Below are 26,223 nucleotides of genomic sequence, written 5' to 3' on the forward strand. Positions count from 1 at the left end.
GCGAGCCCCGGAATGACGGCCGGCAAGCCGGAGAGGGAGAAGAACGCCCTCACGCCGTCTTCGCGGCCTTCAATCCGAGCCGCTGCTCGACCGCGTCGCGCATCACGAATTTCTGGATCTTGCCGGTCACCGTCATCGGGAATTCCTCGACGAACTCGACATAGCGCGGGATCTTGTTGTGGGCGATCTGGCCCTGGCAGAAGGCGCGCACCTCGTCGGCGGTGAGCGTTTCGCCTGACCGCACGCGAACCCAGGCGCACAGCTCCTCGCCATAGCGCTGGTCGGCGACACCGAAGATCTGCACGTCCTGGATCTTCGGATGGCGGTAGAGGAATTCCTCGATCTCACGCGGATACAGGTTCTCGCCGCCGCGGATCACCAGGTCCTTGATGCGGCCGACGATGTTGCAATAGCCCTCGTCGTCGATCACGGCGAGATCGCCGGTGTGCATCCAGCCATTGGCGTCGAGCACCTCGCCGGTCTTTTCCGTCTCGTCCCAATAGCCGAGCATGACGCTGTAGCCGCGGGTGCAGAGCTCGCCGCGTTCGCCGCGCGGCACCACCTTGCCGTCGAGATCGACCACCTTGACCTCGACATGCGGATGGATGCGGCCGACCGTGGAGACGCGGCGCTCCAGGGGATCGTCGGTCGCGCTCTGGAAGCTCACCGGGCTGGTCTCGGTCATGCCGTAGGCGATCGTGACCTCATCCATGTTCATCTCGGTGTTGACGCGCTTCATCACCTCGATTGGGCAGGGCGCGCCGGCCATGATGCCGGTGCGCAGCGAGGAGAGATCGAAGCGCGAAAACTCCGGATGATCGAGCTCGGCGATGAACATGGTCGGCACGCCGTACAACGTCGTGCATTTCTCCTGCGCGACGGTAGTCAGCGTTGCCAGCGGATCGAAGCCTTCGCCGGGATAGACCATGGTGGTGCCGAGCGTGACCGAGGCGAGGTTGCCCATCACCATGCCGAAGCAGTGATAGAGCGGCACCGGAATGCAGATGCGATCCTGCTCGGTCAGCCGCATGGCGCGGCCGGTGAAGTAGCCGTTGTTGAGGATGTTGTGGTGGGTCAGCGTCACGCCCTTCGGAGAGCCCGTCGTGCCGCTGGTGAACTGGATGTTGACGGGGTCGTCGAATTGCAGGCTCGCGCCGAGCGCCGCGAGTTGCTCGCGATGGCGTTCTCCGCCCATCTGCGCGATCGTGTCGAACGGAATGGTGCCCGGCGCCGCCGGCCCGCCGATCTGGATCACGGCACGCAATTGCGGCAGCCGCGCCGAGCGCAGTTGGCCGGGCTTCGCGCTCGCAAGTTCGGGCAGCAGCGTGTTCAGCATCTCCATATAGGCCGAGGTCTTGAACGCGGTCGCGGTCACGATCGCGGCGCAGCCGACCTTGCCGAGTGCGAATTCGAGCTCGCTCAGGCGATAGGCCGGATTGATGGTGACGAGGATCAGCCCGGCCTTCGCGGCAGCGAATTGCGTCAGCGTCCATTCCGGCCGGTTCAATGACCAGATGCCGATCCGCTCGCCGCGTTGCAGCCCGAGCGCGAGGAAGCCGGCGGCCGTCGCCTCGACGCGCTCGGCGAATTCGTTCCAGGTCCAGCGCACGTTGTGGCTCGGCGAGACCAGCGCCTCGCGGTCGCCCCAGCGCGCCCGCGCGCGGTCGAGGCTACGGCCGATGGTTTCACCGAGCAGCGGCGTATCGGAAATGCCGCAGACATAGCTCTCTGCCTTGGGTACCAGGATCTTGGGTGCCAGAATCTCGGGTGCCAAGCTCGTCCTCCTCGTGATCGTGTTCGTGTCGCCGCGCTTTTTTGCGCGATCTTAGTCGTTTGACGCGGGCAGGACAGGCCCGACCTATGGCGGGTATGAAAAGCGTCGCGCCCCAACACCCGTCATGGCCGGGCTTGTCCCGGCCATCCACGTCTTCCTCGCGGAGAGGCAAAGACGTGGATGCCCGGCACGAGGCCGGGCACGACGAGTTGGTGGAGCGGTCGTTCTGACGTTCGATGTTTCGAACCTCAGGCTGCCCGTTGCCCACTGCCGGCATCGAGCCCGGCATAGATGCCCTTCTCGAAGCCCGCAAAAGCCTCCAGGCTGTGCTTGTCGGCGAACGGCAACAACTGGGTCAGGATCGCGCCGCAGACGTCGCGCGACGGATCGATCCAGTAATAGGTGTTGGCAAGGCCCGCCCAGGCGAGGCTGCCGGGGCTGCGGCCTTCCGGCGTCTTGGCGGTGTTGATCAGGAAGCTCAGCCCCCACTTCTTCACCTGGTCCGGATAGAGATCGACGTCGTTGGTGTACATCGGCGCCGCGGTCGGCATCTTCTCGACGTTGAGCTCGCCGATGTGGTTCTGCCCCATCGTCGCGACGGTCTCGGCCTTCAGCACCTGGTTGCCGTTGCCTTTGCCCTTGTTGAGGATCATCTGGCAGAACTTGAGGTAGTCGGCCGCGGTCGAATAGAGGCCGCCGCCACCCATGTGGAATTCAGGGTTCTGTTCGAGCTCGAACGGGATTGCGGCCAATGCGCCGTCCTCGCCGCGCGCATGCATGCCGACCAGCCGCTTGCGCATGTCGTCCGAGATCTTGAAGCCGGTCTCGTTCATGCCGAGCGGTGCGAACATGTGCTCGCGCAGATAGGCATCGAGCTTCTTGCCGGAAGCGGCTTCCACCGCCTTGCCGACGAAATCGATATTGATGCCGTATTCCCAGCGCGTGCCGGGATCGGTCATGATCGGCGTCTTCAGCGCGGCATTCAGGCAGGTGATGATGCCGGGCGTGCCGGTCTTTTCCATGTATTTGCCGAGGTCGGCGTCCCACATGTCGTAGGCGAAGCCGGCGGTGTGGGTCATGAGCTGGCGCAGCGTGATCGGCTTCTTCGCCGGCCGCAGCTTCGGTTCGCCCTTGGCGTCGAAGCCGTCGAGCACCTGCGCCGCGGCGAGGTCGGGCAACAGCTTGCCGATCGGCTCATCGAGCGAGAGCTTGCCTTGCTCGACGAGCTGCATCGCGCCCGCTGACGTCACCGCCTTGGTCATCGAGGCGATCCAGAACACGCTGTCGGCGGTCATGGGATCGTTCTTGGAGAGGTCGCGCTTGCCGAACGCGCCCTCGTAGATGACGTCCTTGCCGGTGGCCGCAATCGCGACGACCCCGGGAATCTCCTTTGCGTCGCTCTTCTGACGCAATACCTGATCGATCTGAGCCTTGCTCTGCATTGGGGCTTCCTCCGATGGGTTTATTATTTTGAAAGTGCCGGGATCATCCTCCCGCTTTTCGGGTCCCGCAAGGCGGCCATGCGATGCGATGATGTCGCGATGTCGTGAAAGCCGGGCCGGCAGGAGCGGTCTCGCTCAACCGGCATTCACCACGCGCACAGATTTTGTGGTGGATGTGGCGCAAGTCCCGGTGATCCCCGGGCGCGGCCACGGTAACGTGATCGAGGAATTGATTTTCGAGCCTGATTTTTTGCATTAACGCATTCAGATCGCTGCACAAACGGTGCGGCGAATTGGGATGATTTGACGAAAACGATCGTCATTTTTCGGGTTGCGGGACGCAGCGATGATTTCGACATGGAGTGAATGGAAGCGCTATCCGCGGCCCGGCCGCGGCGAGAACATCGAGGCGCCGATCTGCCCGGGCCTCTACGAGGTCCGCTACGCGGGTACCGGCGCGCTGCACTCGTTCGAGGCGGTCGACAATGTCGCACAGGCGCTCGCGCTGTTGCAGACCGGCACCAAATCCTGGTTCGGCCGCCGAGACGCCAGGGCACAGGCCGACCTCGAATACCGGACCTGCGCGACCTCGACCAAGGCGGATGCCAAGGCTGCCGCGGAACGCATGATCGGGCGCCGTGAAACCTACATGTCGGGCGGCGCGATCTGACACGAGGACCGTCTTCCGGGACGATGCGCGGCGCCGAACCCTCAGATACGCCGTTGCACAACTGAGATCTGGCAATTCCGGACCATCCCGGAGCGATCATCTTCCGCAACGGCGTCGCGTTTGTGTCCAAGCAGGGTCGCGCTGGCCGCCAGTGCATCGCAGTGGCTTTCCGCTTATATAGGCGGCCAAGACCCCCCGGGACATTCAAGACCTTCGAGGAGTAACGCCATGACCCCACCCGTCGCCGCACGCGCCACGCAAGCCGCAGCATCCGCCCTCCACGACCGTCTGAAGGATCCGTCGCTGCTGCGCGACCGCTGCTACATCGACGGCGCCTGGGTCGGTACGCCCGAATTCGCGGTCAACAATCCGGCCAATGGCGCCGAGCTGATCAAGATCCCGCAGTTGAGTGGTGACGACGCGACCAAGGCCGTCGAGGCCGCCGAGCGCGCATTTCCGGCCTGGGCCAAGCTGACCGCCAAGCAGCGTTCCAACATCCTGCGCAAATGGTTCGACCTGATCATCGCCAACCGCGAGGATCTCGCGCTGATCCTGACCTCCGAGCAGGGCAAGCCGCTCGCGGAAGCGCTCGGCGAAGTCGATATCGGTGCCGCCTATGTCGAGTTCTTCGCGGAGGAAGCGCGCCGGGTCTATGGCGAAACCATTCCGACCCAGCGCGCCGATGCGCGCCTGCTCGCGATCCGGCAGCCGGTCGGCGTCTGCGGCGCCATCACGCCGTGGAATTTCCCGAACTCGATGATCACCCGCAAGGTGTCGCCGGCCCTGGCAGCCGGCTGCACGGTGGTGCTGAAGCCCGCCAACGAGACGCCGCTGTCGGCGCTCGCGCTGGCCGCGCTGGCCGAGAAGGCTGGCGTGCCGAAGGGCGTGTTCAACATCATCACCGGCGACGCGCCGCCGATCGGCAAGGTGCTGTGCGAGCATCCGGCGGTGCGCTTCGTCGGCTTCACCGGTTCGACCGAGGTCGGCAAGATCCTGTACCGGCAAGCCTCGGTCGGTGTGAAGAAGCTCGGCCTCGAGCTCGGCGGCAACGCGCCGTTCGTGGTGTTCGACGATGCCGATATCGATGCCGCGGTCGAAGGCGCCATCGTCTCGAAGTATCGCAACATGGGCCAGACCTGCGTCTGCGCCAACCGTCTCTATGCCCAGGACAAGATCTACGACCAGTTCGTGCAGAAGCTGTCGAAGAAGGTCGCCGAGATGAAGATCGGCGACGGCACGGAATCCGGCGTGACCCAGGGGCCGCTGATCAACATGGAGGCGATCGAGAAGGTCGAGCGCCACATCGCCGACGCCGTGAAGGGCGGCGCCAAGATCGTGACCGGCGGCAAGCGCTCGGCGCTCGGTCGCAGCTTCTTCGAGCCCACGGTGCTGTCCGACGTTCGCCCCGACGCGCTGGTGGCGCACGAAGAGACCTTCGGTCCGCTCGCGCCGGTGATCCGCTTCAAGGACGAGGCCGACGTGATCGCGATGTGCAACGCCTCGCCGTTCGGTCTCGCCTCCTACTTCTACTCGCGCGACATCGGCCGGGTCTGGCGCGTCGCGGAAGCGCTGGAGTCGGGCATGGTCGGCGTCAATTCCGGCCTGATCACGACCGAGGTCGCGCCGTTCGGCGGCGTCAAGGAAAGTGGCCTCGGCCGCGAAGGCTCGCGCCACGGCATGGATGAATATGTCGAGATCAAATACGTGATGATGGCCGGCGTCTGAGCCGCGGCTCATGTCATCTCCGCTCAAGCCCGGCCCTGATAGAATCAGGGCCGGGCTTTTGCTGTCTCACACGCCCTTGTCGTTCGGATTGGCCACCGCATCCTTCAGCGGCGCGGTCATCGGGAAATTCAGGTTCACGTTCTTCGGCGGGATCGGCCGCGTGAACCATTTGGCGTAGAGCTCCAGGAATTCGCCGCTTGCCATCATGGCGGCGAGCGCGTTGTCGACCAGCGCCTTGAATTCCGGATCGCCCTTGCGGATGATCAGCCCGTAGGGCTCGGTGCGCAGGCTGTCGTCGATGATGCGCCAGTCGGACGGGTTCGGGCTGCCCGCGATCAGGCTCGCCAGCAGGATATCATCCATCACGAAGGCCTCGCTGCGCCCGGTGGTCAGCGCGAGAAACGAGGCGGCATGATCTGGGGTCAGGATATTCCTGGTCTGGAAGTGCTTCTCCTGGGCGCGCGCGCCGAGCAGGCCGATCGAGGTCGAGCCCGAGGTCAGCGCGACCGGCCGGCCGCCGAGATCCTCGAAGCGCCTGATCGGCGCGTCCTTGGCGACCACGGCGCGGATGCTCGACACGAAGATCGTGTTGCTGAAGGCGACCACCTTCTGCCGCTCCAGCGTGTTGGTGGCGGGACCGCAAACGATGTCGATGGTGCCGTTCTCGATCAGCGGAATCTGGGTCGCAAGCTGGATCGGCTGCAGCCTGGTCTGCAACCCGGGCAGCTTGAGTTCGCGCTTCACCGCGTCGACGATCCGCGCACAGAGGTCCATGGCGAAGCCGACCGGCTTCTGGTTGTCGTCGAGATAGGAGAACGGGATCGAGACGTCGCGATGCCCGAGCCGGATCTCGCCGCTGTCGCGGATCTTGGCGAGTGTGCCGCCGGGCGATTGGGCGTGTGCCGTGGCAGACCCCGCCGCAAGAAAGACTAGGAAAATCAATCGCTTGGTGGCTCGATGCATCATGATTCGCGGCTGTCGGCAGGATTGGATACGATACGTCAAGATTTTATACACAGCATTGCATAATCAAGAAAGTAATTTTATACAATCTTGGCCCGGTCGGATATTCCGCTCGTGCGCATCAGCACGAGAGAATCCGGATGGAGCATGCAGCGGCCGCCAGCCACCGAGGGACCGGACCTCACGGTTCCGCGCCGGACGCCGTGCGCGAAGCGCTGCGGGCCGCGATCAGCTCGGGCGAGCTCGCGCCCGGATCGCAGCTGCGCCAGGACGAACTGGCCACGCGATTCGGCACCAGCCGGATCCCGGTGCGCGAGGCATTGCGCCAGCTCGAGGCGGAGGGCTTCGTCACCTTCCTGCCCAACCGCGGCGCGGTCGTCTCCGACCTCTCGATCGACGAGGTGATCGAGCTGCTCGAGATCCGCATCGCGCTCGAATGCCATGCGTTGCGCCTGGCGATACCCGACATGACCGAGATCGATCTCGATGAGGCGACGAAAATCCTCCGGGCCTATGACGCGGAGCCAGATCCGGCGCAATGGGGCGCCTTCAACTGGAAATTCCACGCCGCGCTCTACGCGCCGTGCAATCGCCCGCGGCTGCTCGGCATGATCGAGGCGAATTACGGCCATGTCGGCCGCTTCACGCGGGCGCTGGTGTCGCAGGCCACCGGCAAGGAGCGTCCGCAGCGCGACCACTACCGGCTGCTCGAACTCTGCCGCGACGGCGAGGCCAAGAAAGCCGTCCGCCTGCTGCGCGAGCATATCGAGGAGACGCAGAAGACGTTGCGCTCGGCACAACGCCAGGCGTTGCGGGATGCCGCCTCGGTCTGATCGATATCGAGACATCACGAACCATTGCCGGCTCCGCTGCGGGCCGACCGGAGACTGCATGTGAAGACCAATGACGTCGAAATCCTGGTGATCGGTGCCGGCATCGTCGGCATCGCCACGGCCTATTACCTCGCGGTCGAGCACAAGCGCGCGCGTCTGTTGATCGTCGATGAAGGTCAGCCGATGGCGCTGACCTCGGCGCAATCGGGCGAGAATTATCGCAATTGGTGGCCGCATCCGACGATGGCCGATTTCACCAACCATTCCACCGACCTGATGGAGGAGATCGCGCGCCGCAGCGACAACCGCCTCCACATGACGCGGCGTGGCTATCTTCTGGTCACGCGTGAAGAAACGCCGGACGAGCTGTTGCAGCAACTCCACGCCGGCTACGGCGCGCAGGCCGCGCAGCTGATCCGCCTGCATGAAGGCTCAGGCCGCGGCTACCTGCCGCCGCATTCGGCCGACTGGCAGAGCGCGCCCGACGGCGTCGACGTCCTGCTCGGCCGCGACCTGATCCAGGCGCATTACCCGACCTTCGACCGGGAGGTCGCGACTGCGCTGCATATCCGTCGTGCCGGCGACATCAGCGGCCAGCAGCTCGGCCAGTACATGCTGGAAACCATGCGGCCGCTGGGTGCACGGTTCCAGCAGGGGAGGGTGGTCGGCATCGCGAAGACCGATCGCTTCGCCGTCGATGTGGTGACCGATGGTGCGCGACAGACCATCAAGACCGATATCATCGTCAATGCCGCCGGTCCGTTCGCGGCGCATGTCGCGGCGATGCATGGCGAAACGCTGCCGATCGTCAACGTGCTGCAACAGAAGATCGCGTTCGCCGATCGCAACCGCGCGGTCGACCGCAGGATGCCGTTTGCGATCGATCTCGACGGCCAGACGCTGGCGTGGTCCGATGACGAGCGCGAGGCGCTCGCGGCGGCGCCGGAATTCGCACGCCTGCTGGCGCCGATGCCGGGCAGCATCCATTGCCGGCCGGATGGCGGCGATCACGGCGAGTGGATCAAGCTCGGCTGGGCCTTCAATGAAGAGACGACGACCGAGCCGATCCGCGAGCCGGAGCTGAACCCATACTTTCCCGAGGTGGTGCTGCGCGCGGCGAGCCGGCTGCAACCGCGGCTCAAGCATTATCTCGGCGCGCTGCCGCGCGACCGCGTGCACTATGGCGGCTACTATCCGATGACGAAGGAAAACTGGCCGCTGATCGGGGCTGCCAAGACGCCGGGCGTGTTCCTCGCCGCTGCCTTGTCGGGTTACGGCACGATGGGCGCCTGCGCCACCGGCGATCTCTGCGCCCGTGCCGTCGTCGGTGCGCCGGCGCCGGCATTCGCCCGCAGCCTGTCGCTCGCGCGCTATGAGGACAAGGCGCTGATGGACGAACTCGCGGCGAGCGCAAGCCGGGGGCTGCTGTAGCTCAACGGCATCTTCGCAGCTTGGAGACGTAACGCGAAATCCGGCTTGCGTACTAGCGCCGCAGCACCGCGATGGTGCGGTTGGCGAAGCTCAGCCGCTCCGCGATCACGGATACGAAATAGGTCAGGAGCTTGTGGCTGAGCTCGGGGTCCTCGTCGCGGATCGCGGCGAACTGGTGCGTGTTGAGCACGTAGAGCACGCTCGCCATCTCGGCCTGGATGGTCGCGCTGCGCGGGACCTGCGAGACCAGGCCCATCTCGCCGATCGTGGTATAGCGGCCGAGGCTGCGCACCCGCGTGGTGCGGCCGTCCTCGGCCGGCACCATGATGCCGACGCGACCGTCGAGGATGAAGTGCATGGAATCGGCGGCGTCGCCGGCGTGCACGATGATCTCGCCGGTGTCGACCTCGATGCGCTGACAACGCCGGATCAACGTATCGGCGTCGTCCTCGCTGCCCAGCATCCCGGTGAACCAGCCGCGCAGATCGGCCTCCTCCTGTGCGAGCTCCTGGTGCTGGGCGATGATCTGGTTCTCGCACCATTCCAGCGCGCGATCGAGCTCGTCGATCACGGTCACGCCCTCGGTGATGAAGTCGCCGGAGCGCAACACCTGCTCGGCCTTCGCCGCCAGATGCACCAGCACCAGCTCGACGCCGACGTCATGCGCGCTGCGCTTGATCTGCGCGAAACTGTAGGCAGCCGAGGAATCGATGCCGGTGACGAGCTTGAATTCGAACAGCAGATAGCGGCACTCCGGCCGCGCGGCCAGCAGGGTCTTGACGTGCTGATAGAGCCGGTTGGCGGAGCCGAAGAACAGATAGCTCTGCAAGGTCAGCCCCTGGATCTTGCCGCCATGCGCCAGCAGCACGTCCTGATCGTCGCGCGATCGATCGAGCGAGCTGCGGTATTCGGCGCCGTCGAAGCCGAACTTGATCGCCTCGACCCGCGCCGCGCTGAGCGCAAAGGTCGCGCAGCCGATGATGATTCCGATCAGGATGCCGGGCACGAAGCCCCAGGTCACGATGATGGCGACGATCGCCAGCAGCGAAAGATACTCGGTCTGCGACAGCCGCTTGCGCGATTCGATCATCCATTTGTGCAACTGGTCGGCGCCGAGATAGATCAGGAGCCCGCCGAGCACGAATTTCGGCATGTAGCCGAGCAGCTGCGGCGCCAGGGCCAGCATCAGCAGCGAGATCGCGGCAACCGTCAGCCCGGACAGCGGGCCCCGCCCGCCGCTGGAGAAATTCAGGATCGAACGGCTGACCGAGATGCAGCCGGCATAGCCGGCCAGCGCGCCGGTCACGATATTGGCGAAGCCGGTGATGTTGAGCTCGCGTTCGAGATTGGCCTCGCGATGCACCGCGACCTCGATGCCGGTGGTGTTGAACAGCGTGCTCGCCGCTGTGACGAACACCACGGCGATCAGATTGCCGAGCAGGTCCGGCACCGCCGACCACGGATAATGCGCAAGCTCGGCGGTGTGCCACGGCAGCATGAAAGTCGATGCCGGCGGCGGCTCGAGGGTCCAGCCGGTCAGGTGAGCTTCCTCGGGCGTAATGCCAATGATCCAGAAGGTGAGATGCGCCACGATCACGCCGCCGACCAGGATGATCGGCAGGCCGAACGGGGTGCGCGAGCGATGCCAGGTCAGATACAGCACCAGCGCCATCGCGCAGGCGGCGCTCAGTTCGGAGATCGTGATCATGTTCGTGAAGCGGTGCAGGGTGCTGAGCTGCACCGGGTAACCGGTGATCACCCTGATCGCGCCCAGCACGATCAGCAGGCCGGTCGCCCCGAGGAATCCGCCGACCACGGGGTAGGGCACGTAGCGAATGGCGCGGCCCAGCCGCGTCAGCCCGAGACAGCACAGCACGATGCCCGTGACGATGGTCGAGAGCCCCAGCGTGATCAGCACCGGCGACAGCAGCGGCGCGGTCGGGTCGGCGGTGCCGATGCGTTCGACCAGCGTGGCCATCAGGATTCCCGTCACCGCAGACGTTGATGTGTCCGGGCCGGCGACCGCGAAGGGCAGTGAGCTGCCGAAGGCAATGAAGGTCGCGAGCACCGCCGAGGAGACGAACGTCGCCGCAACGCCATATGACAGATAGGGCGCCAATGGCCCGGCGAAGATCAGCAGCGCATAGGACAGGCCGAAGGTGATGCCGAGCACGCTGGCGGCGCTGCCGCCGAGAATGTCATGCATGGCCCGCCGCGCGCGCGAGCCGAAATGGAGCGACCGACCGATCACGTTGAAAAATATCCTAAACTATCGCCGCTAGAGCGTTTTCGAGCGAAGTGGATACCGGTTCGCGTGAAGAAAACGCGTCAAGACAAGAAACCTGGAGCCCCGTCCCGATTCCATCAGGATGGGAAAGGCTCTAGTCGTAGACGAGCCCGGCGCAGGACGACAACAGGATTTTTGTGACAACGCTTCTCAGCCCGCGCATTTTGGCCTCTCCCGCGTACGGGCAGGGCTATCGCATATGCGCTCGATTTCCCCACAAAGTCCGTCATGCCCGGCCTTGTGCCGGGCATCGACGTCTTAGTTTCCGCGTGAGAAAGACGTGGATGGCCGGGACAAGCCCGACCATGACGAATGTGGAGACAGCAAAGCCGCTCGTTGCCCTATGCGATTGCCCTACCCGCACGGAGGTCAGCGTGCCGGTTCCGTCTGGCCCAATTGTCTAGCCGAGGCTGTCCATGAACGTGCGCAACCGCGGTGCCCATTTGTGGGCGTCGCGGCCTGATGCCGAGTGGCCGTAGTCGCTGTCGAGCAGGAAATAATCGGCATCGACGCCGGCTCCCTTGAGCGCCGGCATCATCTGCTGCGCGAGCTCCGGCGGGAATAGTCTGTCGGTCCGCGACAACACATAGAGCAGCTTGGCCTTGATCCGCCCGAACTGCGCCGTCACGTCGAAGCCGCGCAGTGCCTTGGCAAGGGTCAGCAGCGAATTGGCGTCGAACCCCTTGGCCCACTCCGTCGCCTCGGCGCGGATCGCGGCCTCGATTTCGGCGGGATCGCTCAGCGTGTCGCGCAACCGCGTTTCGATGCCGTAGGTCTTCAGTGTCGCGGAGCGGATCTGGATCATGCTTTCGAGCACGCCACCGTGATCGTAATAGTCGCCGCCGTTCCAGTTCGGATCCTGCGACAACGTCGCCATCAAGCGTGCGACATTGCCTTCGGAACGCTCGCGCGGCACCAGCGGCGCGGTGACCACGGCGGCGATGCCGCGCATGGCGTCGGGATAGTCCACCGCCCATTGCAGCGCCTGGAAGCCGCCATAGGACGGGCCGACGATCGCAACCAGCTTTTCGATGCCGAGATCATCGAGCAACGCACGCTGGGTGGCGACGATGTCGCCGACGGTGATATCGGGAAAGCGCGGCCCGTAGTGCCGGCCCGTCCGCGGGTCGATGCTCGCCGCGCTGGTCGAGCCGTAGGACGAGCCCAGCATGTTCGGGCAGATCGCGAAGTAGCGGTTGGTGTCGACGGCCTTGCCGGGGCCGACGATCTCGCACCAGCTGCCTTCGCCGGTCGATCCGCCGGGGTCGATCATCTGCGGGCCGCTGGTGTTGCCATGGGTGATCAGCACGGCGTTGTCACGGTTGGCCGACAGCGTGCCGACGGTGCGGTACGCGATCGTGACCTCCGGAAGCACGCCGCCGTTCTGTAAGCGGAAATTTGACGTGGTGAAGGTCTTCAGCTCGGTTGCGATCGCTTGTGCGGGCATCTTCTTGCTTCCGGAATGGGTACGACAGGTCAGCACGTCCGCGGCGCGAACGCAAAGGCTGAGGTTGCGGGACTAGCCGCCGCCCTGGTTGCCGAAGGCGCCGTGACGCCCGATGCCGGAGGCGAATCGCGTCGCGCCGGACAGCGTCTCGCCTGACGCGATCACGTCGAGCCCGCCGCGCATCTCGTTCCTGATCGCTTCTTCTTCCTCGAGGTCCCACTGCCGCAGCGCCGACAGGCGGTCGGCGCGCAAGCAGGTCTGCGGGAACTGGGCGATCTCCCTGGCGAGCGCGATGGCGTGCGCGCGCGTTCGCCCTTCGGCACCAGGCGGTTGGCAAGCCCGATGCGGTGGGCTTCAGCGCCGCTCACCGGGCGTCCGGTGAGGATCAGATCGATCGCCTGCGAATGGCCGATCAGTCGCGGCAGACGGATGGTGCCGAGATCGATCAGTGGCACGCCGAAGCGGCGGCAGAACACGCCGAAGGTCGCGTCCTCGGCGACGACGCGCATATCGGCCCACAGCGCGAGCTCCATGCCGCCGGCGACGGCGAAGCCTTCGATCGCGGCGATCACCGGCTTCGACAGCCGCATCCGGCTCGGTCCCATCGGCGCGATGGTGTCATGGCCGCCGATCTCGCGCTTCCTCTCGGGATCACCCGCCGCCACCGCCTTGAGATCGGCGCCGGCGCAGAACGTGCCGCCGGTGCCGGTGAACACCGCGACCGATGCGTTGGCGTCGGCATCGAAGGCCGTGAACGCGTCATACAATTTGCGCGCGGTCGCGCCATCGACCGCGTTGCGGTTGTGCGGACGGTTGATCGAGATGATGGTGATCGGACCATCGCGCTCGACGAGCACGCTGTCGGGTTCGGTCATTGGCTGGCTCCCTTTGCTTTTCTGGTTGGAGAGCAGCCTAGCGCCGTTGGTCAGGCGATGCCATCGTGAACGAAGGCGACGCGGATGGTCGGATCGCCGATCGCCTCATGCGCATCCTCGAACCGGACGCGGCGGGTGATCACATGCTCCGGGTGGTAGTGTCCCGCCGTAACATGCGCAACGCAGTCGGGCAGTTCGGCGCGCACATTGACGCGGCTGACCCTCAGCGTGATCCCGACGCCGTACATGTGCCGCAGTGGCACCGGTGTGGTCGCGGCGAAGTCGCCATACATGCGCTGGCAGAGGCCGTTCGGTTCGGTTGCACGGAAGGACAGGAGGATGCTGGCGTCGGTTGCCGCGGCGTCGATCACGATCGGGAACAGGCCGGGTGGCTCCATCACCAGACCCGCCGGCGCCTCGACGATATCGGCGCCCAGTGCCTTTGCCTTGGCCAGCCGCGGCGAATGGTCGTCGAGATAGACGACGCGGCCCGCACCGCACGCCAATGCAGCCTGCACCGCGAACATCGCAAGCGATTGCGCGAACCCGCCGATCACCAGGACATCCGCGCCGGGCCATTGCCGCAGCAAGCGCGCCACCGCGGAAAAGCCGTCGGTCGCGCCGTCGGCCAGCCCCGCGGTCTGCGACAGCGCATGGCCCTCCGGCTGTCGCACCAGCATGTGATCGGCGAACGGCACACGGATCAGGTCGGACAGTCCGCCGCCATATTCGACGCCGCAAACCGGCTTCAGCCCGTAGGACGAGCGAAACGGTACCGCCGTGCAGGCATTGGTGTGGCCGCGCCGGCACCGGTCGCAGGTGCCGCAGCTGATCTGGAATGGCACGATCACGAGATCGCCGGGCGCGAAATTCTTCACCCGATCGCCGACGGCGGTGATGCGGCCGGCCGTCTCGTGCCCGAGCGCGAATGGCCCTTGCAGGCCCGATCGGCCGTGCACGATGGCAAGGTCGAGATCGCAACGCGTCACCGCAAGCGGCTGCACCAGCGCATCGCCATCGTCCTGCAAGGTCGGTGCGGGAACGTCCCACCATTCGACCTTGTTGCCGCCGACATAAGTCAATTGCCGCATCGTGCAGTCTCCGTTACGGGCGGAGAGTGCAGGGTGGTGGGTGCGGCGACAAAAGGTTTGTCTTCAACAGGGGTGAATGGAATTCACCTCCGTGGCTGGTTGATGCAGGCGCACAGCGCGCCCTCTCCCCGTCATCCCGAGGAGCCGCGAAGCGGCGTCTTGAAGGATGCACGGCCACGAGCGGGGGCCGTCGACCCTTCGAGACGCGCTACGCGCGCCTCAGGGTGACGGGGATAGAGCGTGCGCAATAACGGTGCCGCTAGATCTTCAGCTCGCTTCCGGTCACGCGGCGATACGCTTCGAGATACCGCTTGCTGGTGGCGTCCACCACACTCGCCGGCAGCGGCGGCGCCGGGGCGTCGCCGTTCCAGCGGCCGGCGCGGCGCTCGATGTCGAGATAGTCGCGCAGCGGCTGCTTGTCGAAGCTCGGCTGCGGCTGGCCCGGCTTGTAGGCATCGACCGCCCAGAACCGCGAGGAGTCCGGCGTCATCACCTCGTCGATCAGGATGATGCGACCGTCCTTGTCGCGCCCGAACTCGAACTTGGTATCGGCGATGATGATGCCGCGCGCGCGGCTGGTCTGTTCGCCGTAAGCGTAGACATCGCGCGCCATCTTCTCCAGCGTCGCGGCGACATCGGTACCGACGATCTCGCGCACCCGCGCAACCGTGATGTTCTCGTCATGGCCGGCCTCGGCCTTGGTCGCCGGGCTGAAGATCGCGGGTTCGAGCTTTTGGCTCTCGACCAGCCCCGCCGGCAGCTTCTCGCTGGCGAGCGTGCCCTCGGCGGCGTACTCCTTCCATGCCGAGCCGGAGATGTAGCCTCGGATCACGCATTCGATCGGGAACACGGTGGTGCGCTGGCACAGCATCGCGCGGCCGAGGATGTCGTCACGATGGTTCTTCAGTTCTGGTACCGCGCGGATGATCTCGTCGGCATCGGCGCTGATCATGTGATGCGGCACGGTGCTTTCGAGTTGCCGGAACCACCAGGCGCTGATCTGGGTCAGCACCGCGCCCTTCATCGGAATGGTTTCCGCCATCACCACGTCGAATGCCGAGATGCGGTCGGTGGTGAGCAGCAGCACGCGATCATCGCCGACGGCGTAGATATCGCGCACCTTGCCGCGGCCGATCCGGGGCAGGGGCAAATCGCTTGTCAGCATCGCGGTCATGGGCGTGATCTTTCGAAAGCAAGGCGCCCGCACGCGGCGTGTGGGCTGCCAAGGATATCAAGGGATATCACAGCAAATAGCTCACTCCGGCAGTGGAATGAACTCGTGTTCCTGCGGAACCTGGGCGAAACGGCCGGTTTTCCAGTCCTGTTTGGCCTGCTCGATCCGCTCCTTCGACGAGGAGACGAAATTCCACCAGATGTGGCGCGGCCCTTCCAGCGCGTCGCCGCCGAGGAACATCATGCGGGTCGGCCGCAGCGTCTTCACGGTGATGCGGTCGCCGGGCCGGAAGATCAGGAGCCGCGGTCCCTCATGGCGATCGCCCGCGATCTCGACCTCGCCGTCGACGATGTAGATCGCGCGCTCCTCATGATCGGGGTCGAGCGGCACGCTGGTGCCGGCCTGCGCGGTGACTTCGGTGTAGAACCAGGGCGAGACCATGCTGACCGGTGAGGTGATGCCGAACGCCGAGCCCGCGATCACCCGCGCGGTGAAGTCGCGCTCGGAAATCATCGGCAGGTCGCCCGCGCCATAATGCTGGAACGACGGCGCGATCTCTTCCTTGCCGGCCGGCAGCGCGATCCAGCTTTGCAGGCCCAGCATCTTCTGGCCGTCGCGGCGCTGCACGTCGGGGGTGCGCTCGGAATGCGCGATGCCGCGGCCCGCGGTCATCAAATTCATCGCGCCGGGCTGGATCTCCTGGATGTTGCCCTCGCTGTCGCGGTGCATGATGCTGCCGTCGAACAGATAGGTGACGGTGGCGAGCCCGATATGCGGATGCGGCCGCACGTCCATGCCCTTGCCGGCGAGATATTGCACCGGGCCGAAATGGTCGAAGAAGATGAACGGCCCGACCATCTGCCGCTTGCCATGCGGCAGCGCGCGTCGCACCGCAAAGCCGTCGCCGAGATCGCGGGTGCGCGGCACGATGATCAGGTCCAGCGCGTCGCAGGTTTGGGGATCACCGAGTTCGGGATCGGTCGAGGGCTGCCAGCTCATGTGGGACTCCTTACATCTTGCCGGATCATACTCTTTTGCCGCGATCATACCCCATCCGCCGTCCCGGCCAAGCGAAGCGCGAGCCGGGACCCGTAACCACAGGGTACGGTAATGGAGCAGGCTGTGGCCACGGCTTCGTCTGACAACAAAGCCCTGTGGTTATGGGTCCCTGTTTTCGCAGGGACGACAGTGGAGTGTTCGGCTCTGGCGCGCGTTTGATGACAACGGCATAATTCCGGAAACCGGAGATGGTGATGGTTTCTCTGATCAAGCCCGATGCAAACCTGCTGCGTGTCGATGGTCCCGTGATCGAGACCGCGCGGCTCATCCTGCGGCCATGGCGCGCATCCGATATCGCTGACAACACGCGGATGCTGTCCGATCCCGAGACGGCGCGCTTCATCACGCCGGATCATCAGCCCATCACGTCGGAGCTGAAGGGCTGGCGCAACGCTGCCGTGATCTCGGGCCATTGGGCGCTGCATGGCTTCGGCATGTTCGCGGTCGAGGAGAAATCGTCCGCCCGTTACATCGGCCGCGTCGGGCCGTATTATCCGCCGGGCTGGCCGGGCTTCGAGGTCGGCTGGGGTATCGCCCGGGAGCACCGCGGCCAGGGCTATGCGGTCGAGGCGGCGCGCGCCGCGATCGACTTTGTGTTCGACAATTTCACGCTCGACCGCATCATCCATTGCATCGATCCGGCCAATGTCGCGTCCCAGGCGGTGGCGCGGCGGCTCGGCGCCGACAATGAGGGGCCGGGTCGGCTCGAGGGCGATGTCGTCGATATCTGGGTCACGACACGCCAGCGCTGGCGCCGCGATCCGGCTTGAAAAATGCAGCCTGAGCGCCGATTGTTCGGCTGATCCGGAGATCCTTTCGACCGATGACATTGGCCGCAACCGAACTCTGCCTGCGCGCCGCCGCGGTGACGCTGCTGCTGGTGCTTGCAGCCTCGATGTTCGCGGATTTCCGCAACGTGCTGGCGGGGCGGCTCGTGATCGCCTTCGCGCTCGGCGCGGCCGCGCATGCGGTGACCGCGTCGATCGGCGCCGGGGAGCCGATCTCGGTCTGGCACGCGCCGCTGATCGCGCTTGCGACCGGCGACATGGTGGTGTTCTGGCTGTTCACCCGCGCGCTGTTCGATGATGGCTTCGTGCTGCGTTGGTGGCACGGTCTGATCTGGGCCGCGGTGGTCGTGTTCAGCTTCGTCAATTGCATGTGGATCGCGCCCCGCGGCCACGCGCAGGCAGCGATCACCACGGTCAATCTGCTGGGGCTCGTCTTCATCGCGCTTGCCGTGGCGCAGACCGTCGGATCATGGTCGGCGGATCTGGTCGAGCGCCGCCGCCGCGTTCGTGTCTTTATCGTGGTGGCGTCGGCGCTGTATGGCGGAATGAACGCGCTGCTACAGATCGCCTATGCCGGCAGCCGCGTCACCGTGGAGTGGGCCAACCTGCTCAACGCGGGCGTGCTCGCCGCCATCGTCGCAGGTATCACCTGGGCCATGATGCGCGTCGATGGCGCCGAGCTGTTCGCCACGCCGGTCGAGCCCGTCATTGCCAACGCGCCGCCGGCCGCGATGGAGGAGATAGCCGACCAGAAGCTGGTCAATGCCCTGATGCGGCTGATGGCGGACGAGCGGATCTACCGCCAGGACAACGTCACCATCGGCACGCTGGCGACCCGGCTCAAGATTCCCGAATACCGGTTGCGGCGGCTGATCAACCAGCGGCTCGGCTATCGCAATTTCAACGTCTTCCTCAACAACCACCGCATCGAGGAAGCCAAGGCCGCGCTCGCCGATCCCACCCAGGCCGAAGTCCCGGTCATCACCATCGCGATGGACGCCGGCTTCCAGTCGCTCGGCCCGTTCAATCGCGCCTTCAAGGCCACGACCGGCGTGACCCCAACCGAGTACCGCAAGCTGAAGGCGAGCGCGGCGTGATTGCTCCATTTCGTCGTGAGGGGCGCACCGACGGCAGGGTTCCCTCCCTCAGCCTCGCCGAACGCTGCCGCCGTCGGCCCCCTTTGCATGGGGTTGTTTTCGATATTCTGGCAAGGGGCCTGCCGTGAGAGCGTCCCGCAACGGGAAGCCCGACCGGCGCGTCGACTTCGTCGTTCCAGGCTGTCATTGAAATCACGACACAATTTCAGAATCGGCGAGCCGCCTCCAGTCCCCGGCTAGTCCGATTTCCAAATCCGGCGAGCCCTTCCGGGTCGGTTGCTGCTTCCTCCCGCCACGCACTTTCACATGCCGGAGGACCCACGTGACTCGTCGAAAGCTCATTCTCATCCTCGCTGCCAGCACTGCCCTCGGCGCGCTGGGCTGGTCCGCCGCCCGCGCCCGCGACGTGCCCAGGGTGGCAACCGGATTTGTCGCCAACATCCTCTGCTCCGAAACCTTCGTCAGCGGCCTCGATCCAAGGCGCGACTTCACCGAGACCACCGAGGCGATGCCGGGGGTGGGCCTGATCACCTGGGCGATGGATTACCAGGTCGACCGCCAGCGCAAGGACGTCTCGGTCACCCTGTTCGGCCTCGGCCGCAGCCATGCGGTGTATCGCGAGGGGCTCGGCTGCACGCTCGAGCATGGTGCGGCGCTGGCCGACGTCGCGCTGCCGCAGGTGCAGCCGCAGGCCGCGCTGCTGCCCGAAATCGCCGGTCCCGGCATCGTCGCGCCGCAGAGCCCGCAACTCGCCGCCGCGCTCGATCGCGCCTTCGCCGAACCGACGCAACCGCCGTTCCGTCACACCCGCGCGGTCGTGGTCATGAAGGACGGCCGCATCATCGCCGAGCGTTACGCCGACGGCATCGGCGTCGACACCCCGCTGCTCGGCTTCTCCGCGACCAAATCGGTGATCTCCGCTCTGATCGGAATCCTGGTGCGCGACGGCAAGTTGACGGTCGATCAGCCGGTTCCGATCGCGGCCTGGCAGGACCCGCATGATCCGAGACACGCCATCACGGTCGATCAGCTGTTGCGTCACACCGCGGGCCTTGCGCTCGGCAGCTCGCTGCAAGCCTCGCTGATGTCCGCGCTCGAGCCCGTCAACCGGATGAAGTACGTCGAGTCGGACATGGCCAGCTATGCCGAGAGCATTCCGCTCGAAACGGCACCGGGCCAGGCCTGGAATTATCACGATGGCAATTACGTCATCCTCTCGCATCTGATCCGCGACGCGGCGGGCGGCCATGCCGCCGACGTGATGCGGTTCGCGCATCGCGAATTGTTCGATCCGCTCGGCATGCGCAACGTGGTGCTGGAGTTCGATGCGGCGGGCACGCCGAAAGGATCGGGCGAGATGCTGGCGAGCGCGCGCGACTGGGCGAGGTTCGGCCAGCTCTATCTCGATGACGGCGTGGTTGGCGGCAGGCGCATCCTGCCTGAAGGCTGGGTGAAATATGCGGCATCGCCGACGCCGCACGCCTGGGTCGGCTATGGCGCCGGCTTCTGGACCAATCTCGGCAACAGCTACGGCGCCCGCTTTCGCGTCGACCACGGCTGGCCGCGCGATGCATTCCTCGCCAAGGGCACGATCGGGCAATACGTCATCGTCGTGCCGTCGCAGCGGCTCGTCATCGTGCGGCTCGGCCGCTCGCCGAACATGCCGCCCGAGGCGGATGGGGTGTCCGACCTGGTCCGTGACGTCGTCACAGTGAGCTCCGGCAAGGCGACCCTTGCCGGACGCGACTGATGCACACGCGATACAATCCGGCAATCTCTTGAATTGAGTCCTCGTTTGCGGAATTTTCTGTAGCCGTGGCGCATCCTGTAGCAGGCGCGCCACGATCCGTCGGGTCGCCGCAAACGGGGGAGCACATGCCGAAAGCCTACTGGATCGTGCACGTCACGGTTCACGACGAAGTGCGCTATCGCGACTATCTCGCCGCGGCGATGCCGGTGTTCGAGAAATACGGCGCCTATTTCGTCGTGCGCAATGGCTTGTATGAGGTGATGGAGGGCGCGACCCGCCAACGCAACTTCGTCATCGAGTTCAAGAACCGCGCCGTCGCGATGGAATGCTACACCTCCCCCGAATACCAGGCCGCCAAGGCGATCCGGCAGAAATATTCGGAAGGCGATTTCGTGATCATCGATGGCGCGGAGTAGGTGAACGCCATTTTCGAGGCACGCAGTTCTCTCGTCATTCAACGAGAGGCTGCCTCCTCATTCTGAGCTGCTTGATATCTTCAATCGAGAACCACCCTCATCGTCGTCCTGGCTTTTCGCCAGGACGACCGCGGTCGATGTGGTGATCGCCTTCGCCAACGGCTCGGCTTACTGCCGCCCCAGCTGCGTCGCTTTCTCCACGCGGTCGAACCGCTCCAGCGTCAGGATCGCATCCGCAAGCTGGTCGGCGCGCTTGTCGAGCACCGGGCGGGCCAGCGTCAGGAACTTCTGCTGCATCGCCTGCGCGTCGGGGAACGAGGTCGGTTCGCCCGAGGGATCGGCGTAGAGGCGCTCATGCACGCCGTCATCGGTCGTGATCGAGACGCGGGCGCCGAACGGATGGGTGCGGCCGATCTCAAGCCGGTCGTCCTGCACCACGTCGAACTTGTCGGCGAGCGCGTCGATCGCCTTGTCGCCGAGCCGCTCGTAATCGTCCCAGCCGAAATGGCCCTGGTCGAGCGCGATCGCGCCGGTGAAGAACATCGAGAACTGGCCGCCGACCACCGAGGTCGGGTGGCGCTTGGTGGCGGCGTCGCCGGTCAGCGTGATGCCGTTGCGGTGCAGCCCGATCTCGACCTTCCTGATCTGGTCCGGGGTCAGATTGTGCTCGCGCCGCATCGCGATCAGCGCGTCGATTGCGGCGTGGGTGTAGCGGCAGCTCGGATAGGGCTTCACGCCGATCTTCAGCGTCTCATAGGTGTGGCCCAAGCCAGCCACCGCCTTGTCCGGATGCGGGTCATCGGTATAGCCGACCAAAAGGCCATGCTTGCCCTCGACCGAGTCGCTCGAACCGACGAAGTCGTTGCGCGCCAGCGTCGCCGCGATCACGCCGTTCATCGCGGCGGCGCCGACCTGGTAGCGCTTGTTCCAGGCGCCGTTGACCAGGAATTGCAGTGAGCCCGCAGCCTGGCTGCCGGAGACGCCGAAGGCCGAGACGATCTGCTCCTTGGACAGCCCGAACAGCTTGGCCGCCGCCGCGGCGGCACCATAGGTGCCGGCCGTCGCGGTCGGGTGGAAACCCCGGGCGTAATGCGAGGTCGGGTCGAGCGCATTGCCGAGCCGGCAGCACACTTCATAACCGGCGACGATCGCGGTCAGCACGTCGCGGCCGGAGGCACCGACCATTTCGCCGACCGCGAAGGCGGCGGGCACCACCGGTGCGCTCGGATGCAGCGAGGAATCGGCGTGGGTGTCGTCGAAATCGAGCGAATGACCGAGCGCACCGTTGAGCAGCGCCGCAACCGCCGGCGTCCAGGTCTTGCTGTCGCCGAACACGGTGGCCTCGCCCTTACCGTCCAGCGCCAGCGCCTCCAGCATCTTCATCAGCGAGGGGGTCGATTCCGCATCGCGGCGGGCGCGGATGGTGCTGCCCAGGAAATCCAGCGTCAGGACCTTGGCGCGCTCCAGCACCTCCGGCGGAATGTCCTCGAATTTCAGGTCGGCGACGTAGGCGGCGAGCGTTGCGGTTTCGTGGGCCATCGTGTTTCCTCAATTTTGCGGCGCAGGGTAGGCGGGCCGGTTTGGCCTTTCAAGCCACCTTGCCGCCGCGGGCAGCAGCCATGCTCGGCGTCCTTTAACATAGGCCTTTCGATCGAATCCGGATCACGGTGCATGAGGACCTTCGCAAAACGCATGTTCGAGAAGCTCTGGAGCCGCAAGACGCAGCTGGCGCTGGCGGTCCGCATCGCGTCCGCCGGCGTGGCGGCCTATGCCATCGCGCTGGCGCTGCATCTCCTGTTGCCGCTCTGGGCGGTGCTGACCTCGCTGATCGTCACGCAGATGAGCGTTGGCCGCTCCTTGAAGGCGACCCGCGACTACATGCTCGGCACCATCGGCGGCGCCATCTATGGCGGCGCGATCGCAGTGCTGATCCCGCATTCCGGCGAGGGCAGCCTGCTGGCGCTCCTGGTGCTGGCGATCGTTCCGCTCGCCTTCATCGCCGCGCTCAATCCAAGCCTCAACTCGGCGACGGTGACGGCGGTGATCGTGCTGCTGCTGCCGACGATGCATCACTCCAACCCGCTGGATTCCGCGATCGACCGCGTGCTCGAGGTGACGGTCGGCGCGCTCACCGGCCTCGTGATCTCGTTCCTGGTGCTGCCGTCGCGGGCGGTCAGCCAGATCAGGGTCAATGCATCGAAGCTGCTGGAACTGCTCTCGGCAGCGTTCGCCGAATTGCTCGCTGGCCTGACCCGCGGCCTCGACAACGATGCGCTGCACCGGATCCAGGATGGCATCGGCACCGCCGTGACCAATCTGCATGCCACCGGCATGGAAGCCGAGCGCGAGCGCTCGATGCACCTGTCGTCGGGGCCGGATACCGGCCCCCTGCTGCGGACCATCCAGCGGCTGCGGCATGACGTCGTGATGATCGGGCGGGCCTCGGTGGTGCCGTTGCCGGCGGAAATCCAGACCAGGCTGGCGCGGCCGCTCGCCGACGTCAGTACGGCGATCGTCACCTACATGATGTCAGTCGCGACCGCGCTGCGTGCCGGCAGCGGCCCGGCCGACATGGCGCCGGTCGATGCGGCGTTGCAAGCCTACAGCGCCGAGGTGGCCGCGGTGCGCAGCGAGGGCTTGACCCGCGGCCTTCCGGTCGATGTCATGGAGCGGTTCTTCGCGCTGGGCTTCTCGCTCGACCAGATGCGGCAGAATCTGAACGACCTCAAGCGCTGCCACGGCAATTGGTGCACGAACGAGGAGGCTTCCGAGAAGATCGTGGGCGAAACGTCCGAGAAGAGCGTGGCATGACGTTTGACTAGGCCGTGCGGCGCGTCAGCCCCTTGCTTTCCATGCGCCAGATCAGGAGGTCGATGCGGTCCTGACCGAAGAACGGTTCGTTCTCGAAGACGAAGGTCGGCACGCCCCAATGGCCGGACGCGGCATGAGCGTCCTCGTTGCCCTTGATGACCTGCTCGTAGCGGTCGGGATCCGCGGTGACGGCCGCGTCCATCGCGGCGAGATCGAAGCCGGCGGCGGTTGCTGCCTGCTCCAGATGGTCGCCCTCGTTCCAGCCCTTCACCGAGCCGTCCCATAGCACGCGGCTGATGGCGGAGGTGAAGGCAAGCGAGCGGCCCTCGAGCTGGGCGGCAGCGCCGAGCCGGGTCAGACGGTGGATGTAGGGCTGGTGTTCGGCGACGTCGAGCGTCGTCATGTCCTGCACGATCGGATCCGGACGCGGAAAGCGGAACGGGATGTTCTCATGCTTGGCGACGCGGCTGGAGTCGAGCACGACATAGCGGGCGAATTGCGGGTTGGTCTTCTTGAAGAAACCGGGCACCCGCACCGCGAGCGGATAGACCGGCCGCAGGTTCACCGCGACATCGTAGTCGGCGACCATCTTCAGCGTCTTCGGCAGCGCCAGATAGCTGTAGGGGCTGCGGAACGAGAAGAACAGGTCGACCGACAAGGCCATGGACTAGCCTCCGGCCTTGCGCAGCATCGCGGGCACGATCAGGCGGTGGAACGGCAGGATGACAGCAAGATAGGCGCGCCCGAGCCAGTTGTGGGTCAGCACCAGCGTGGTCGCGGTGATGCTGCGCGCGGGCCCGTCCGGCGCGACGTCGACGACCAGCCGGAAGTCGAGATGCTTGTCGTTGAAGCCGGCGACCAGCCGCTGCGGCGTTTCGCTGACCACCGGGAATATCCCGATCATGTCGCGCGCCACGCCTTCCGTTGCGCCGGAGGTTTTCAGGCCGAGCGGCGCGACCAGGAGATTGCGCAAGGCGAGTAGCCATTCGATCCAGCGCGGCTGCCGCGTCACCATCGCCTCAGCGGCGTGCCGCGCGTCGAGGCCGGCGTCCGTGGTCGCGATCCGGAACGCATCGACGAACTGCGCGCCGACGAGCAGCGCGGCGGAATCCACGTTCGGTGTGACCTCGTCGACCTTCATCCCAGCAGTTTGCGTGCGAGCAGGCGGAAACGCAAGATCAGCAGGGTGGCATAAACCGCGGTCCCGAGCGACAGCCCAATCCAGACGCCGGGGGCGTCGAGCCCGGCCCAGAAGGCCAGCGCGGCGGCGGAGGCGAATCCCACCAGCCAGTAGCTGATGACGGCAAACAGCAGCGGCACCTTCGTGTCGTTCATGCCGCGCAGCGCGCCGGCGGTGGTCGTCTGCACGCCATCGGCGATGAAGAAGGTGGCGCCGATCAAGAGCAGCATCGCGGTGAGCTGTGCCGTCGCGTCGGAGGCCTCGCCGAGGAACAGCGCCGCGATCTCGAAGCGGGCCAGGATCACCGCCAGCGTCATCACACTCATGAAGACGCCGGAGAGTGCGACCGCGACAAAGCCGGCGCGCTGCACCGCCTCGGCGTCGCGGCGGCCGACCGCCTGGCCAACCCGCACGGTGGCCGCCATGCTGATGCCGAACGGCACCATGAACAGGATCGCCGCGATCTGCAGCGCGATCTGGTGCGCGGCCAGTGCGGTGGTGCTGATCAACCCCATCAACAGGCCGGCGGCGCCGAACAGGCCATATTCCAGCAGGAAGGCGATCGAGATCGGCGCGCCGACCGCGACCAGCTTGCCCATCAGCGGCCAGTCGATGCGCCAGACGCGGCTGAACACATGGTACTTGCGGAACGGGCGGCGGCGCGCTGCGAACCACGCGCCGGCAAGGAAGGTGCCGAGATTGACGATCGTGGTGGCAAGCCCGGCGCCGAACATGCCGAGCTCGGGCATGCCCCATTTGCCGTAGAGCAGCAGATAGACCATCAGCGCGTTGGCCGGGATCGCCGCGAGCGTGATCCACAGCACCGGCTCCGGCCGGTTCACTGCGCTCATGAAGCCGCGGATGGCGATGAACCACAGCGCCGGCAGGATGCCCCAGGCGAGCCCGAACAGATATTGCTGTGCCAGATGCGCGGTGGCCTCGGTCTGGCCAAGCGCGAGCAGGATGCGCTCGCCGTGAAACGGCAGCGCCATCAGCGGCAGCACCATGAAGAAGGCGGCCCACAGCCCGACCCGCAGTGCGCGCCGCATCACCCGCGGGTTGCGCGCACCGAACGCCTGCGCCGCCAGCGGCGAGACCGCGGACATCATGCCCATGCCGATGGTGAAGCTGACGAAATACACGGTATGCGCCAGCGCGGCCGCGGCCACGTTTTCGCTGCCGAGCCGGCCGATGAAGGCGAGATCGGTGGTCATCATCGCGATCTGCCCGAGCTGCGTCAGCGCGAGCGGCACCGCGAGCTTCAGCGTTTCGGCGAGCTCGGCCGTAAGCAGCTTGCGAGAGGGGACGACGGCCGCGCGCGACGCGGCCGGGTCGATCTTGTCGATGCAGGTCATGACGGCAGGCTTAGCACGATAAAGCCGCCGGAAGGATGGCCGAACTGCCGCAGGA

The 26,223-nt window shown here is 65.7% G+C and carries 21 protein-coding genes and 1 pseudogene; 9 read left to right on the forward strand and 13 right to left on the reverse strand.

Annotated elements, in window-relative coordinates; translation table 11 throughout:
* Window positions 1-49: 49 nt before the first annotated feature.
* Both B2W55_RS00665 and B2W55_RS00670 read right to left on the reverse strand, forming a co-directional pair.
* On the reverse strand, window positions 50-1,744 hold the full coding sequence (locus B2W55_RS00665; protein WP_035637067.1) for an AMP-binding protein: 1,695 nt from the start codon (window positions 1,742-1,744) through the stop codon (window positions 50-52).
* A 278-nt stretch (window positions 1,745-2,022) separates the two neighbouring features.
* Window positions 2,023-3,216 carry a serine hydrolase domain-containing protein gene (locus tag B2W55_RS00670; RefSeq protein ID WP_024584579.1) on the reverse strand — a complete coding sequence of 398 codons (1,194 nt, stop codon included), beginning with the start codon at window positions 3,214-3,216 and terminating at the stop codon, window positions 2,023-2,025.
* A gap of 346 nt (window positions 3,217-3,562) precedes the next feature.
* Here B2W55_RS00670 and B2W55_RS00675 point away from each other — a divergent pair, with 346 nt between their 5' ends.
* A complete protein-coding gene (locus B2W55_RS00675) occupies window positions 3,563-3,886 on the forward strand; it encodes a hypothetical protein (RefSeq protein WP_024584578.1) in 324 nt (107 codons plus the stop codon).
* Between the two features lie 228 nt (window positions 3,887-4,114).
* The gene (locus B2W55_RS00680) at window positions 4,115-5,611 is read left to right on the forward strand and encodes an NAD-dependent succinate-semialdehyde dehydrogenase (RefSeq protein WP_024584577.1); all 1,497 of its coding nucleotides are present in this window, start codon (window positions 4,115-4,117) and stop codon (window positions 5,609-5,611) included.
* Window positions 5,612-5,677: 66 nt separating this feature from the next.
* Here B2W55_RS00680 and B2W55_RS00685 read toward each other — a convergent pair whose 3' ends face one another.
* The gene (locus B2W55_RS00685; RefSeq protein WP_024584576.1) at window positions 5,678-6,574 is read right to left on the reverse strand and encodes a transporter substrate-binding domain-containing protein; all 897 of its coding nucleotides are present in this window, start codon (window positions 6,572-6,574) and stop codon (window positions 5,678-5,680) included.
* A 140-nt stretch (window positions 6,575-6,714) separates the two neighbouring features.
* Between B2W55_RS00685 and B2W55_RS00690 the strand changes: the two genes are divergently transcribed.
* On the forward strand, window positions 6,715-7,407 hold the full coding sequence (locus B2W55_RS00690; protein ID WP_024584575.1) for a GntR family transcriptional regulator: 693 nt from the start codon (window positions 6,715-6,717) through the stop codon (window positions 7,405-7,407).
* A 60-nt stretch (window positions 7,408-7,467) separates the two neighbouring features.
* A complete protein-coding gene (locus tag B2W55_RS00695; protein WP_024584574.1) occupies window positions 7,468-8,838 on the forward strand; it encodes an NAD(P)/FAD-dependent oxidoreductase in 1,371 nt (456 codons plus the stop codon).
* 52 nt (window positions 8,839-8,890) lie between these two features.
* Here B2W55_RS00695 and B2W55_RS00700 read toward each other — a convergent pair whose 3' ends face one another.
* From B2W55_RS00700 to B2W55_RS00725, 6 genes and pseudogenes are all read right to left on the reverse strand, one after another.
* Window positions 8,891-11,044, reverse strand: a complete 2,154-nt coding sequence (locus B2W55_RS00700; protein ID WP_080890899.1) for a SulP family inorganic anion transporter — start codon at window positions 11,042-11,044, stop codon at window positions 8,891-8,893.
* Window positions 11,045-11,525: 481 nt separating this feature from the next.
* Window positions 11,526-12,572, reverse strand: coding sequence for a homoserine O-acetyltransferase family protein (locus tag B2W55_RS00705; RefSeq protein WP_024584572.1), 1,047 nt, complete (start codon window positions 12,570-12,572; stop codon window positions 11,526-11,528).
* A gap of 72 nt (window positions 12,573-12,644) precedes the next feature.
* Window positions 12,645-13,447: pseudogene (locus B2W55_RS00710) on the reverse strand (crotonase/enoyl-CoA hydratase family protein).
* Window positions 13,448-13,497: 50 nt separating this feature from the next.
* Window positions 13,498-14,538, reverse strand: coding sequence for a zinc-dependent alcohol dehydrogenase (locus tag B2W55_RS00715; RefSeq protein WP_024584571.1), 1,041 nt, complete (start codon window positions 14,536-14,538; stop codon window positions 13,498-13,500).
* A 259-nt stretch (window positions 14,539-14,797) separates the two neighbouring features.
* Window positions 14,798-15,712, reverse strand: coding sequence for a phosphoribosylaminoimidazolesuccinocarboxamide synthase (locus tag B2W55_RS00720; RefSeq protein ID WP_024584570.1), 915 nt, complete (start codon window positions 15,710-15,712; stop codon window positions 14,798-14,800).
* 81 nt (window positions 15,713-15,793) lie between these two features.
* Window positions 15,794-16,711, reverse strand: a complete 918-nt coding sequence (locus B2W55_RS00725) for a pirin family protein (RefSeq protein WP_024584569.1) — start codon at window positions 16,709-16,711, stop codon at window positions 15,794-15,796.
* Between the two features lie 254 nt (window positions 16,712-16,965).
* On the opposite strand from B2W55_RS00725, the gene B2W55_RS00730 reads away from it, so the two are divergent.
* The 4 genes from B2W55_RS00730 to B2W55_RS00745 all read left to right on the forward strand — a co-directional run bounded on the left by B2W55_RS00730 (window position 16,966) and on the right by B2W55_RS00745 (window position 20,822).
* On the forward strand, window positions 16,966-17,541 hold the full coding sequence (locus tag B2W55_RS00730) for a GNAT family N-acetyltransferase (protein WP_029880112.1): 576 nt from the start codon (window positions 16,966-16,968) through the stop codon (window positions 17,539-17,541).
* A gap of 53 nt (window positions 17,542-17,594) precedes the next feature.
* Window positions 17,595-18,656: a helix-turn-helix domain-containing protein gene (locus B2W55_RS00735; protein WP_024584567.1), complete on the forward strand. Its 1,062-nt coding sequence runs from the start codon at window positions 17,595-17,597 to the stop codon at window positions 18,654-18,656.
* A 322-nt stretch (window positions 18,657-18,978) separates the two neighbouring features.
* Window positions 18,979-20,406, forward strand: a complete 1,428-nt coding sequence (locus tag B2W55_RS00740; RefSeq protein WP_024584566.1) for a serine hydrolase domain-containing protein — start codon at window positions 18,979-18,981, stop codon at window positions 20,404-20,406.
* A 125-nt stretch (window positions 20,407-20,531) separates the two neighbouring features.
* On the forward strand, window positions 20,532-20,822 hold the full coding sequence (locus B2W55_RS00745) for a DUF1330 domain-containing protein (RefSeq protein WP_024584565.1): 291 nt from the start codon (window positions 20,532-20,534) through the stop codon (window positions 20,820-20,822).
* A gap of 168 nt (window positions 20,823-20,990) precedes the next feature.
* On the opposite strand, the gene B2W55_RS00750 is transcribed toward B2W55_RS00745, so the two are convergent.
* Complete coding sequence (locus B2W55_RS00750) at window positions 20,991-22,361, reverse strand: MmgE/PrpD family protein (RefSeq protein WP_024584564.1); 1,371 nt, start codon at window positions 22,359-22,361, stop codon at window positions 20,991-20,993.
* A 132-nt stretch (window positions 22,362-22,493) separates the two neighbouring features.
* Between B2W55_RS00750 and B2W55_RS00755 the strand changes: the two genes are divergently transcribed.
* A complete protein-coding gene (locus B2W55_RS00755; RefSeq protein ID WP_024584563.1) occupies window positions 22,494-23,633 on the forward strand; it encodes an FUSC family protein in 1,140 nt (379 codons plus the stop codon).
* Between the two features lie 7 nt (window positions 23,634-23,640).
* Here B2W55_RS00755 and B2W55_RS00760 read toward each other — a convergent pair whose 3' ends face one another.
* Genes B2W55_RS00760 through B2W55_RS00770 form a run of 3 tightly spaced genes read right to left on the reverse strand, consistent with a single transcriptional unit; the run spans window position 23,641 to window position 26,168 of the window.
* On the reverse strand, window positions 23,641-24,297 hold the full coding sequence (locus B2W55_RS00760) for a 2-hydroxychromene-2-carboxylate isomerase (protein ID WP_024584562.1): 657 nt from the start codon (window positions 24,295-24,297) through the stop codon (window positions 23,641-23,643).
* Between the two features lie 3 nt (window positions 24,298-24,300).
* Window positions 24,301-24,774 (reverse strand): DUF2867 domain-containing protein, encoded by a 474-nt coding sequence (locus tag B2W55_RS00765; RefSeq protein WP_024584561.1) that lies wholly within the window; start codon window positions 24,772-24,774, stop codon window positions 24,301-24,303.
* Window positions 24,771-26,168: an MATE family efflux transporter gene (locus B2W55_RS00770; RefSeq protein WP_024584560.1), complete on the reverse strand. Its 1,398-nt coding sequence runs from the start codon at window positions 26,166-26,168 to the stop codon at window positions 24,771-24,773. The genes B2W55_RS00765 and B2W55_RS00770 overlap by 4 nt, the downstream gene beginning before the upstream one ends.
* Between the last annotated feature and the right edge of the window lie 55 nt (window positions 26,169-26,223).

It is taken from the genome of Bradyrhizobium sp. UBA2491, assembly GCF_002341725.1.
Lineage (GTDB): Bacteria > Pseudomonadota > Alphaproteobacteria > Rhizobiales > Xanthobacteraceae > Bradyrhizobium.